General features: G+C 75.8%; 10 protein-coding genes. 4 read left to right on the forward strand and 6 right to left on the reverse strand.

Going from position 1 to position 11921, the window contains the following annotated elements:
• Nucleotides 1-46 precede the first annotated feature (46 nt).
• The 3 genes from KPL57_RS39275 to KPL57_RS39285 form a co-directional block, all read right to left on the reverse strand.
• On the reverse strand, nucleotides 47-1996 hold the full coding sequence (locus KPL57_RS39275; protein ID WP_226355548.1) for a 3-oxoacyl-[acyl-carrier-protein] synthase III C-terminal domain-containing protein: 1950 nt from the start codon (nucleotides 1994-1996) through the stop codon (nucleotides 47-49).
• A 542-nt stretch (nucleotides 1997-2538) separates the two neighbouring features.
• Nucleotides 2539-4017 carry an MFS transporter gene (locus tag KPL57_RS39280; RefSeq protein ID WP_226355549.1) on the reverse strand — a complete coding sequence of 493 codons (1479 nt, stop codon included), beginning with the start codon at nucleotides 4015-4017 and terminating at the stop codon, nucleotides 2539-2541.
• 102 nt (nucleotides 4018-4119) lie between these two features.
• Nucleotides 4120-5292, reverse strand: coding sequence for a citrate/2-methylcitrate synthase (locus KPL57_RS39285; RefSeq protein ID WP_226355550.1), 1173 nt, complete (start codon nucleotides 5290-5292; stop codon nucleotides 4120-4122).
• Between the two features lie 69 nt (nucleotides 5293-5361).
• Here KPL57_RS39285 and KPL57_RS39290 point away from each other — a divergent pair, with 69 nt between their 5' ends.
• On the forward strand, nucleotides 5362-6672 hold the full coding sequence (locus KPL57_RS39290; protein ID WP_226355551.1) for a citrate/2-methylcitrate synthase: 1311 nt from the start codon (nucleotides 5362-5364) through the stop codon (nucleotides 6670-6672).
• On the opposite strand, the gene KPL57_RS39295 is transcribed toward KPL57_RS39290, so the two are convergent.
• Together KPL57_RS39295 and KPL57_RS39300 are read right to left on the reverse strand one after the other, a co-directional pair.
• Nucleotides 6612-7199, reverse strand: a complete 588-nt coding sequence (locus tag KPL57_RS39295; RefSeq protein ID WP_226355552.1) for a class F sortase — start codon at nucleotides 7197-7199, stop codon at nucleotides 6612-6614. The two genes, KPL57_RS39290 and KPL57_RS39295, sit on opposite strands and share 61 nt — an antisense overlap.
• Nucleotides 7200-7372: 173 nt before the next feature.
• Nucleotides 7373-8065, reverse strand: coding sequence for a hypothetical protein (locus KPL57_RS39300; protein WP_226355553.1), 693 nt, complete (start codon nucleotides 8063-8065; stop codon nucleotides 7373-7375).
• A 211-nt stretch (nucleotides 8066-8276) separates the two neighbouring features.
• Between KPL57_RS39300 and KPL57_RS39305 the strand changes: the two genes are divergently transcribed.
• The 3 genes from KPL57_RS39305 to KPL57_RS39315 are packed head-to-tail and all read left to right on the forward strand — an operon-like array spanning nucleotide 8277 to nucleotide 10181.
• Complete coding sequence (locus tag KPL57_RS39305; RefSeq protein WP_226355554.1) at nucleotides 8277-8711, forward strand: pyridoxamine 5'-phosphate oxidase family protein; 435 nt, start codon at nucleotides 8277-8279, stop codon at nucleotides 8709-8711.
• Between the two features lie 16 nt (nucleotides 8712-8727).
• Nucleotides 8728-9528, forward strand: a complete 801-nt coding sequence (locus KPL57_RS39310; RefSeq protein ID WP_226355555.1) for an MBL fold metallo-hydrolase — start codon at nucleotides 8728-8730, stop codon at nucleotides 9526-9528.
• Nucleotides 9525-10181 carry a DedA family protein gene (locus KPL57_RS39315; RefSeq protein WP_226355556.1) on the forward strand — a complete coding sequence of 219 codons (657 nt, stop codon included), beginning with the start codon at nucleotides 9525-9527 and terminating at the stop codon, nucleotides 10179-10181. Before KPL57_RS39310 ends, KPL57_RS39315 begins: the two co-directional genes overlap by 4 nt.
• A gap of 132 nt (nucleotides 10182-10313) precedes the next feature.
• On the opposite strand, the gene KPL57_RS39320 is transcribed toward KPL57_RS39315, so the two are convergent.
• On the reverse strand, nucleotides 10314-11834 hold the full coding sequence (locus KPL57_RS39320; RefSeq protein ID WP_226355557.1) for a S1C family serine protease: 1521 nt from the start codon (nucleotides 11832-11834) through the stop codon (nucleotides 10314-10316).
• Nucleotides 11835-11921 lie beyond the last annotated feature (87 nt).

The following is an 11921-nucleotide window of genomic DNA, read 5'->3' on the forward strand; positions in this document are numbered from 1 at the left end:
GACAGGGATCTTCCCGCCCACTGTGGCCCGTGTCACCCGGTCGTGCCTACTCGCCGAAGGCGATGCGGACGTCGTCCGAGGTCGGTGCGGCGGCCGGCTCGGCCAGTGCGGCGGCGGTCGGGTCCAGGTGGACCTCCGGTGCCATCACGGCCGGGTCGACCTCCAGCACCGCGTAGCCGCCCACCGCCCCGGCCCCGAAGCCGGGCGCGAAGACCCGGGTCCGGCCGGACACGACGCCGTCGGCCACGGAGTCGAACAGCGCGATCGGGATGGACGCCGCGGACACGTTCCCCATCGACTCGATGTTGAAGTACAGCTGGTCGGCCGAGAGCCCCGCCTTGCCCGCGAGCTGCAGGATCATCGTCTTGTTGGCCTGGTGCGGGACGATCAGGTCGACGGCGTCGAGCATCGAGCCCTCGCCGTCGGGGCCGGCCTGCTCGGTGAGCTCGCCGATCATCTGCGACAGGTAGCGGGCGACGAGCGCCTTGACCTCGGGGCCGTAGACGGTGATGTCGTTGTCGAACTCCGGGTTCGGCCAGATGATCGAGTTCACCTGGGTGTCCGGGCCCGACGCGTAGGTCTGCAGCAGGTCGATGTCGCCCCGCTCGCCCTCGGCGGCCGGGGCGACGACCATCGCGGCCGCGCCGTCACCGAAGATCATCCGCGAGGTGCGGACGTTGCCGATCTTGTCGGAGAACTTCTCGACGCAGACCAGCAGGACCGGCCGGTTCACCTCCTGCAGCTGGCGCACGGCCTCGGACAGGCCGTAGGGCAGCCCGGCGCAGGCGGCGACGATGTCGGCCGAGCAGTGCGTCTGGAGCAGCCCGAGCCGCCCGGACAGCCACGTCGACAGCGACGGGATGAGCCGCTCGCTGGTGCAGGTGGCGACGAGCACGGCGCCGATCTCGGAGCGGTCGCGGCCGGAGTGCTCCAGCGCGCGGACCGCGGCGGCCCAGGCCAGGTCCTCGATGTCCAGCTCGGTGTAGCGGCGCTGGTCGATGCCGGTCTTGGCGGAGATCTCGTCGGCGCTCATCGGCGACCAGGAGAACGCGGAGTTGCGGACGACGTCGTCGTTGGAGCAGACGTGCTCGCCCCGGACGACGGCGAGCGCCTCGATCCTCGGCTGCACCGCGAACGCCTCACGGACCCGGATCGGGGGCAGCGGGGTGGCGGGCTCGACCGGGTCGGACTGGGTGGAGAGCCGGCCGCGGCGCGCCGGGCGGGTGCCGGTGGCGCGGTCCAGGAACTGCTCGACGTCGCGGTTGCGGGGGTGGAAGGCGATGACGTACTCGTCGTCGCCGATCTCGTCGGCGGTGCGCAGCTCGGTGGCGGCACGGTCCCAGGGGTACTGGTTGTGCAGCACCATGGCCCAGCGGGTCAGGGCCTCGAGCTCGGGACGCTCGGCGTGCGCGTCGAGGATCTCGTTGAAGGAGAAGACCGGGTAGTCCGGGTCGTGCTGCGGCACGACGAAGGTCTGCGCCCCCGGCGTGGTGAGGAACTGCTCGACGGTCGGCTTGACGGCCGGCAGCTCGGTCGCGTGGTGGCGACGGTTGCCGTAGACGTCGAAGAGGAGGTCGAAGATGCGGCGCTCGGTCGCCTCGTCCCAGGTGCTGGGGAGCGCGGCGAAGGCGTCGGCGACGGCCCGGACCTTCTTGTCGCCGTCGCGCCACGGGGTGAGCAGCGGGAGGAAGACGTCGTTGCGGTGGCGGGGGAGGTCACGCCAGCGGGTCGGACGCTTCTCGAACATGGTGAGCGTGTACCGGTTGACCCAGAACAGGTTCTGGCTCATGTCGCGCAGCAGTGCGAAGCGGCTCTCGTAGGCGCCGCTGGTGACCCGCTCGAGGATGTCGGTGCCGGTGGGCGCCTTTGCCTCGAAATCGCGACCGACGATGGCGGTGAACTGCTCCATATCGTCGATGACGGAGAAGTCGAGTTCTCCGAGAAAATTGGCGGGAAAGACCAGTCGGTCGTGGTTGTTGACCACGAACGGTTTCATGTGACGACCTCCAGCAGCGGCGTCGACCGGCGGAATCGCCAGGCGGGACGCGGTGCGGCCTGGTCGATCGGATCGGTTGCGGTGCCTGCAACGCTATCGATGAACAGTCACGATCGGAATGTGATCCAGCCGCCGAGTGTGCGCTCTCACGGATGGTCGGTCAACTCGGACTGTTACCGGCGAGAATGTTACCGGTCGGTTCTACTCGTCGGTTCCCCGAAAGAATTCCGCAGATCCGCAGGTTGGCGGGCGGAGGTCGTCCACAGTGGAATGATCACCGGGCGTGGCCGGTCGGTCCCGACGCGTGCACATGCAGGCGGGAGCGTGGTCGTCGGCGTCACAGCCCGTGCGGTGATCGTCACCCGCACCTGGTGGGGTGCGCCATCGTCCGAACGGGGGAGGACGGCGCCCCGCCTCCGATGTGGACGGTCGCGCGCGGGCCGCGGCGTGCGGCCGGGACGGCCGGGACGGCACCCGAGGGGGAATGCGTCGGTGGAATGCGGTCCCCATTCCCGGGGCACCGTTCCCGGGTGGTCCGGTGCTCAGCCGTGGGCGGTGGCCGGGGCCGGGGCCGGGGCCTCGACGGTCTCCGCCGCCGGGGTGGGCGTGAGCAGCACCAGCACCGTGGCGAGCAGCCCGGCGGCGCCCGCCGCGACGAAGGAGATCGTGTACGCCGTTGCCGACGGGGGTCCGCCGTCGCCGAGCACGTAGGTCGCCGTCACGGCCGCGACGACCGCGGTGCACGAGCTCGTGCCGAGCTGGCGGGCCAGGGTGTTGAGGCTGTTCGCCGCGGCGGTCTCCGACTCCGGCACCGCACGCATGATCGTCAGCGGGATCGCCGAGTAGGCGAGCGCGGCGCCGACCGCGGCCACGGTGGAGGCGGCCATCAGCAGCGGCACCGTCGACGGCATCGCGGCGAAGGCGAAGTTGCCCGCCCCCAGCAGGAGCGTGCCGATCACCAGCGTGGTGCGCGGGCCGCGCAGCCGCGACAGCCGCGCCGAGGCCGAGGAGAACACCACCATCGACCCGCCCATCGGCAGCAGCACCAGCCCGGCGACGACGAGCGAGAGCCCGAACCCGTAGCCGGTCGTGACCGGCGCCTGGAGGATCTGGGTGGCGAGCACGAAGCCGGCGAACATCGCGAAGCCCACCAGCACCGAGGCCAGGTTGGTGAGCAGCACCGCGGGCCGTGCCGAGACCCGCAGGTCCACCAGCGGTGCGGGGACGCGCAGCTCCCACCGGACGGTCGCGGCCACCAGCACCACGGTGCCGGCGAACAGGCCGAGCACGGTCGGGGAGGCCCAGCCCCAGTCGTTGCCCTTGGAGATCGCCAGCAGCAGGCACACCAGCGCCCCGCCGACGCCGAGCGCCCCGGGCACGTCGAACCGGCCGCCGGTGCGCAGCCGTGACTCGGTCACCAGCCGCCGGACCAGCAGGATCTGCACGACGCCGAGCACCGCGGCCCCGGCGAACAGCCAGCGCCAGCTCGCGAACTGGGCGACGACGCCGGTGATCGGCAGCCCGATGGCCCCGCCGAAGCCGAGCGAGGACGACATCAGCCCGACCCCGGACCCGACCCGGTCGGCGGGCAGGACGTCGCGCATCAGGCTCATCCCGAGCGCGATCACCCCGAACGCGGCGCCCTGCAGCACCCGGGCGACGAGCAGCAGCCCGATCCCGGGCGCCAGCGCGCCGAGCAGCGACCCCGCCCCGACCAGGCCGAGCGCGACGAGCAGCATCCGCCGCTTGCCGAACATGTCGCCGAGCCGCCCCAGCACCGGCGCCGACACCGCGCCGGCGACCAGGTTGGCGGTGATCAGCCACGACGCCGTCGACCCGCTGACGTCGAGCAGCTCCGGGAACCGCGGGAGCAGCGGGACGACCATGGTCTGGACCAGCGAGACGAGCAGCCCGCACGAGGCCAGGACGGCGATCGCGACGCCGGGGCGTGGCGGCGCCGGTGCGGATCCCTCGGGGTGGGTGCTCTCGGGCTGCTGGTGCGGACGGCGTGCCCGGAACACTCGACCTCCGTGGTGGGTGACAGATCGTGCCTGCGGACGACCCCGCTGAAGCGGGAGTCACCCATCAGATGAGCATGCCGGTCACCCGTCCGGCAAGCCGGGTCACCTCCCGCGCGCGGGGACCGGCTCGGGCGGCGGCGGGCCGTCGTAGACCGCGGAGGGCCGGATCAGGCGTCGCTCGGCGGCCTGCTCCAGCACGTGCGCGCACCAGCCGACGACCCGGCTGACCGCGAACGTCGGCGTGAACATGCTGCGGGGGATCCCGCAGCCCTCCATCACCACGCCCGCGTGGAACTCGACGTTCGCGAACAGCGGGTGGTCCGGGCGCAGCTCCGCGAGGGTGGCGGCCACCCGCCGTTCGACGTCGGCGGCACGCGCGGGCAGCGGCCCGCCCAGCTCCGCGGCGACCTCGCGCAGCAGCGCCGAGCGCGGGTCCGGCCCGCGGTACACGGCGTGGCCGAACCCCATGATCCGCATCCCCGCGGCGAGCCGGTCGGCCACCCAGCGCTCCGGCGAGCCGCCGGCGTCGCGGTCGATCGCGTCGAGGCTCTCCAGCGCCCGGTCGGGGGCGCCGCCGTGCAGCGGCCCGGCGAACGCCCCGAGCGCGGCGACCACGCAGGACGCGACGTCGGCGCCGGTGGAGGCGACCACCCGGGCGGTGAAGGTGGAGGCGTTGAAGCCGTGGTCCACCGTCGCGACGAGGTAGGCGTCGAGCGCGCGGACGTGCGCCGGCGCGGGCTCGGCCCCGTCCAGCATCCACAGCCAGTTCGCGGTGGAGGACAGGTCGGTGCGCGGCGCGACCGGGTCGAGGCCGTGCCGCAGCCGGTGCAGCGCGGCGAGGACGGTCGGTGTCGCGGCGCAGACGGTCGCGGCGTCGCGGGTGCCCGCCGCCGGGTCGTCCCAGAGCGGGCGCATCCCGTGCTGCGGGCCGAGCAGCGACAGCGCGGTGCGCAGCCCGGCGAGCAGGTCGGGCCCGCAGGCGTCGGCGATCGCGGGCAGCTGCGCGGCGACGGCGTCGGGCAGGACCCGGCGCTCCGCGGTGGCGGCGGCGAACTCCGCGGCCTCGGACGCGTCCGGGAGACGGCCGTGGACGAACAGGAACCACACGTCGTCGAAGGTGCGGGTGCGCGCGAGGTCGACCGCGGAGTACCGGCTGTAGTGGTAGAAGCCCTCGTCGCCGCGGACGTCCCCGATGCGGGTGCTGGTGACGGCGACGCCGCGCAGGCCCGGTGGGACCTGCGGGACGGCGGCGCCGATGCTGTCGGTGCTGGTCATGACCGGACCGTCCGCCCGTCGGGAACCATTGTCAATATTGATGCAGTCAATGTTGATACGGTCCACGTCGTGGAGTACCTGACCGTCGCCGAGACCGCGGAACGCCTCGGGGTGAAGCGGGAGACCGTGTACGCCTACGCCAGCCGCGGGCTGCTGACCAGCGTGCGCGGCGCGCAGCGGCGGGGCAGCCGGTTCGCCCAGGACGAGGTGGAGGCCCTCGCCGCGCGCGGCCGCGAGTCGGGCGAGCCGTCCGGGACGGTCGAGCGCATCAGGACGCGGATCACACTCGTCGCCGACGACGGGCCGTGGTTCCGCGGGGTGGCGGTGCCCGCGCTCGCGGCGTCCTCGGACCTCGAGCACGTCGCGGCGCTGCTGTGGGAGGTCCCCGGCCGGGTGCCGTTCGACGCCGCCCCGGACCTGCTCGCCCCGGCGCGTGCCGTGCTCACCGCCGCCCCCGCCGGGGCCCGGGCGACCGACCGGTTCCGGCTCGCCGTCGCCGCGGTGGCCGCGGCCGACCCGCTGCGCGCCGACGCCCGGCCGGGAGCGGTGGTGGCGACGGCGTCGTCGCTGCTGGGGACGGTCGTGACCGCGCTCGCCGGGGACCCGGGAGCCGCGGGCGGGCTACGGGGCGCCGTGGGGGCGGGGCCCGGCGGGGAGCCGGGTCCCGGGGCGGAGCCGGTGCCCGCGGGGTCCGGCCGGTCCGACCTGGCGGAGCGGCTGCTTCCGGCGCTGGTCCGTGACCCGGACCGGGCACCCGCGCCGGCGACGGCCGGACACGTCCGCGCCGCGCTGGTCCTGCTCGCCGACCACGGCCTGGCGTCGTCGACGGTCGCCGCCCGGGTCGCCGCGAGCACCCTGGCCGACGTGCACGCCGTCGTCTCGGCCGGGCTCGGCGCCCTCGACGGGCCCCGGCACGGTCTGGTCAGCGGGCTCGCGCACCGCTTCCTCGTCGACGCGCTGGAGGACCCGCCCGGCGCGCTCGCCCAGCGGCTGCGGGCCGGCGAGCGGGTCCCGGGCTTCGGGCACTCGGTCTACCGGGGCACCGACCCGCGGGCCACGGTGCTGCTCGACCGGCTGCGCGCCGACCCGGCCGCGGACGACGTCGTGGCCTGCGTCGACGCCGTCGTCGCGGGGATGGACCGCGGTGGCGACGGACCCGCCGCGAACGTCGACCTCGCGCTCGCCGCGCTGATGCACGCCCACGACCTGCGCCCCGACGCCGGCGAGCTGCTGTTCGCCTGCGCCCGGACGGTCGGCTGGGTGGCGCACGCCCTGGAGGAGTACGCCGAGCCCGGTCTGCGGTTCCGGCCGACCGGCGTCTACACCGGGCCGCGGCCCGGGTCGACCAGCGAGGCGAGCACCACGACGTTGTCGGTGTAGCTGCGCACGCCCCGGTCGAACGTCCCGCCGCAGGTGATCATCCGCAGGCCCGCGCCGGGCAGGTCGCCGTAGACGGCCGCGGTGGGGAAGCGGTCCTTGGCATAGCGGCGCACCGCCTGGACCTCGAAGGTCGCGGTGGTGCCGTCGGCGCGGTCGACCGACACCAGGTCACCGGGGGCCAGCGCGTGCAGCCGGTGGAACGGGCCCGGCTCGTGGTCCCAGTCGACGTGCGCCGCGAGCACCGCCGGTCCCCGGGCGCCCGGGGTGGGGGCGCCGGTGTACCAGCCGGTGTCGGCGCCGTCGGGCGGCACCTCGAGGGTTCCGCGCCCGGTCAGGCCGAGCGGGACGAGCCCGCTGTCGAGCCCGATCGAGGGCGCCCGCACCCGCACCGGCTCCGACGACGGCAGCGGGGCCGCCGCCGCACGGAGAGTGGTGGTGGGCAGCGGCGGCACCGCCCCACCGAGCGCCACCGGCGGCGCCCCGAGCGGGACGGCCAGCGCCAGCACGACGAGCAGCCCCCACCACACCCGTCGCACCGCACGAGGCCCGCGCGACCCACGCGGCCCGAGCGGCCCCCGCGGCTCCCGGACGCGCGCGGGGTCGGAGGACGCGTCCCCGATCGGGAGCGCGTTCTCCGGACCGGTGCGCGTCCGGTGTCCCGACGGGTGTGCGGGTGCGAGGGCGGGGGTGGGGGTGGGGGTCACGAGTGGCGGGTGGTCAGGGGGAGTGCGGCGCGGCCGGTGCGACGCCCGTTCCACACGACGACGCCCGCCCCGGCGGCGAGGACCGCGCCCGTCCCGGCCAGCAGGAACACCGTCGGGTCGACCCCGGCGCCGCCGGAGCCGTCACCGGCCTCGACCCCACCGCCCGGGACCGCGCGCACCTGCCCGGTACCGGCGGCCGCGACGAGGTCCGAGCCCTCGCAGGCCCGGCCGTCGTTGTCGCGGTCCAGGTTGTTCGGGTCCGACGGGTCGGCGGCGAGCACGGCCTGGGCCTGGGCACGGGAGAGGTCGACACAGTCCAGGTCGCTGCCGCGCCCGGCGGCGGGGGACCCGGCCGCGGGGGTGGTCGCCTCCGGGGCCGCGGCGGTCTCCTCGGGCGCGGTCTCCTCGGGATCGGTCGCGTCCGGGGCGGTGGCGTCGGGGTCCTCGTCGGCCGGCGTCGCGTCGTCCGCGGGCTCCTCGGCGGGCGGCTCCTCGGTGTCCTCCTGGGCCGGGGCCGTGACGACCGGGCCCGCGGTGGCGACGGTCGGGGCCGTGACGGCGCTCGCCACCGGGGTGACGGCCGGTTCCGCGGCCGACGCCGCCCCGGCCAGCGGGACCCCGGCGAGCGCGGCGAGGGTGAGCGACGCGGCGACGGCGCCGGTGCGGCGGACGAGCGAACGTGCGGTCATGATCCACTCCCTGTGACGAACGTGATCCTGGTGACCGGTGGGGCGAACGTGACGCCCTGTCCGATGGCGGAGAGTGAAGCGACACCCGGTCGAGAGGGCCAGGGAAGTCGCCCGTACGGGGATCACCGGGGCGGGTGGCGTCGCCCGGAGTGACCGGGGCCTCGGCGTGCCGGGGCGCGCGGGGCCCGGCACGACGTCCAGGATGGCGACCGTGACGACCACCCCCGAACCGCCCCGGCGCCGCCGCCGGTCCCTCGACGACGCCGTCTCCGACGCGTTCGTCGAGCTCTGGTCCCAGCGCCGCCCGTGCGTCCTGGTGACCCCGCGCCGCGACGGCACCCCGCACGCGGTGCCGGTGGGGGTGACCGTCGACGTGGCCGAGCGCACCGCCCGGGTGATCTGCAGCGGCGGGTCGCAGAAGGCGCGCAACGTCGCCGCGGCCGGGCCGGACGGCGCCCGGGTCAGCGTCACCGTCGTCGACGGGCGCACCTGGTCCACGCTGGAGGGCCGCGCCGTCGTGCGGGACGAGCCCGACGTCGTCGCCGACGCCGAGCGCCGCTACGCCGCCGAGTACAAGCAGCCCCGGGAGAACCCGGCACGGGTGGTGCTGCAGATCGCGGTCGACCGGGTCCTCGGCAACGCCTGAGGGGATACTCGCCGGTGTGGACCTGCCGGAGACGACCTTCCTCGGCCACAGCACCCTGCGGCTGCGGATCGGCGGGCGCACCGTCCTGACCGACCCGGTGCTGGGGCGGTCGGTCGGGCCGCTGCGCCGCACGGCGCCGGCCGTCGACCCGGAGGGGCCCGCCGGGGCCGACCTGGTCCTGATCTCCCACCTGCACGCCGACCACCTGCACCTCGCCTCGCTGCGCCGGCTGCCGCGCGCGGCGGAGGTCGTGGTGCCCGCGGGCGCCGGCGACTGGCTCCGCCGCCGCGGCGTCGCCCGGGTCTCCGAGCTCGCCGTCGGGCAGACCCGGGTCTTCGACGGGCTGCGCGTCACCGGCACACCGGCCGACCACTCCGGGCACCGGTGGGGGCCCCGGTTCACCCACGGCCCGCAGGCCGACGCCATGGGGCACCTGCTGGAGGGCGACGGGCTGCGCGTCTACGTCGCCGGGGACACCGGCCTGTTCCCCGGGCTCGACGACGTCGCCGCCCAGGGCCCGATCGACCTCGCCGCACTGCCGGTGTGGGGCTGGGGCCCGAACCTCGGCCCCGGCCACCTCGACCCGGCCGGTGCCGCCGAGGCCGTCCGGCGGCTCGCACCGGCCGTCGCGCTGCCGGTGCACTGGGGGACCCTCGCCGTCGCCGGGCTGTGCTCGGTCCCGGGGCGGACCGGGTCCCGGATGCGGGAGCTGCTCGTGCGCCCGCCCCACGACTTCGCCGACGCCGTCGCCGCGGCCGGGCTGTCCACCCGCGCCCTCGTGCTCCCGCCCGGCGACGCCGTCGGAACGCCGGCGTGAGCGCGCCGCACCTGCTGGCCGCGTCCGCGCAGGAGTGGCTCGACGCCGAGCTCAGCCCGGACGCCGGGCGGATCGCCTACCTCGTCGTCGCCGGGGGAGTGCTGCTCGGGTCGGTGGTGCCGGTCGTGCCGACCGGTGCGATCGTCGGCGCCGCCGCCGCGACGGCGATGACCAGCTCCGCGCTGTCGCTGCCGGTGGTGCTGCTGCTGTCCTTCGCCGCGGCCCTGCTCGGTGACGTCATCACCTTCGCCGTCGCCCGCCTGGCCGGTGACCCGGTCCGCGCCGCGGTCGCGGGCGGGCGGCTCGGCGGTGAGCGCACCGCGGCCCGGATCGAACGGATGCGCGGCGCGTTCGCCGAGCGCGGCTGGCTGGTCGTGCTGGTCGGACGGGTCGCCCCCGCGGGGCGGGTGCCGACCCTGATCGCGGCTGCGGTCTCCGGGATGACCTGGGCGAAGCTGGTGCCCGCGGTCGCGGCCGGGGCGGTGCTGTGGACGTTGCTCTACGGCGTGCTCGGGGTGCTGACCGGCAACCTCACCGATTCCCCGCTGGTGGCCGCGCTGCTCGCGGTCGGGCTGGTGGCCGTCGTCGCGGCGGTCACCGCGCTGGCCGGGCGGGTGCGGACCCGGCTGCGGGCCCGCCACCCCACCGGCTGATCCCCGGCGGCCCCGCCGGCCGGCACGCTCGTCCACCCGCGCACACGGAACCGGCCGGGCGCGACGGGAGGGGGATGTCGCGCCCGGCCGGAGCGGGTGCCCGGGGCGTGGCGTCGCCCCGGGGGGATCAGGTCAGTTGCCGCCGCCGAAGGGGTTGATGCCGAACGGCAGCTCGCCGGTGGAGCCGCCCTCGGGCACGGTGCGCGCCCCGTTCTGGGCGGTCGCGGCGGCGGTGTCGCGCACGCTGCCGAGCGTCACCGGCACCTCACGGGCACCGGACCCACTGCCGACGGTCAGCGTGACCTGCTGGCCGGGGGTGAAGTTGCCGACCCGGGCGATCAGGTCCGCGAAGCTCGACACCGGGTACTCGTTGACCTTGGTGACGACGTCGCCCGCCTTGATGCCCGCGGCGGCCGCCGGCGAGTTCGGCTCCACCGTCGTGATCTGCGCGCCCGCGGTCTCGCTCGGGGCGCTGCCGGAGGCCGACACCGAGCCCTGCACGCCGAGCTGCGGCTTGGTCGCGACGCCGGAGTCCATCAGCTCCTGGGCGACCCGCTTGGCGGTGTCGACCGGGATCGCGAAGCCCAGCCCGATCGAGCCGGAGCTCTGCCCGGCGGTGGCGATCGCGGAGTTGATGCCGACGACCTGCCCGGCCAGGTTGACCAGCGGGCCGCCGGAGTTGCCCTGGTTGATGGGGGCGTCGGTCTGCAGGCCGTTGTAGACGACCGGGGCCTGGCCGTCGCCGCCCGCGGTGACGGTCCGGTTCAGCGCCGAGACGATGCCCGCGGTGACGGTGCCGGACAGGCCCTGCGGCGAGCCGTTCGCGACGACCTGCTCGCCGACCTGCACGCTCGAGGACTCCCCGAGGGTGGCGGGCTTGAGGTCCTTGGCGCCCTGCAGCTTGATGACGGCGAGGTCGTAGCTGGGGGAGGTGCCGACGACGGTCGCGGTGTACTGCTTCCCGTCGGCGGTGGACACGGTGATCCGGCCGCCGTCGGTGGCGTTCGCGACCACGTGGTTGTTGGTGAGGATCTGGCCGTCGGAGGTCAGGATGACCCCGGACCCCTCGGCGACGCTCTGCGCGGTGCGGACCTGGATGTCCACCGTGCTCGGGGTGATCGCGGCCGCGGCACCGGCGATCGAGCCGTCGGCGGGGGTGGCCGGGGTGCCGGGGGCGGCGGCGCTGGTCAGCGTGGCCGGGGTGGAGGAGCCGTCGAGCACCAGGTAGGCGCCGCCGACGCCGGCCGCACCGCCGACCAGGGCGGCCGTCAGCGCGACGGCGGCCAGGCCCGCACCGAACCGGCGCGGCGGCCTCGGAGCCGGACCCTGCTGCGGGAACGGCGGGTACACCGAGGTGGGCGGGCTCCCCGCGCCGTAGGCCGGGATCGTGGGGTTGCTCGTCGTCGCCCACGGCGGGGGAGTCTGGGCCCCGTGGCTGCCGCCCGGGTCGCCCCCCTGGCTGCCGCCCTGCTGCCGGTGGTCGGTGTCGGTCACGGTGGTCGCCTCCTGTGCGTGGGTGCCGTCGTCGCCGGCCGGGTGGGCGGGGACCGCCCCCTCGTGACGCCGTGCGGGCCGGACGGGGTCGGTGGCGCCGCCTCCGGTGGAGGTCCGTCCGTCGGACGACTCGCCCGTTCCCGGCCCGTTCTCGGTCATGGGGCAACTGTGCGCCGTGACCCTGAGACGACCCTGTGACCGCGCTGGGAATCGCTCGGGCATCGGGTGAGAGTGCCCGGCACGCGG

This window comes from Pseudonocardia sp. ICBG601 (assembly GCF_020496245.1).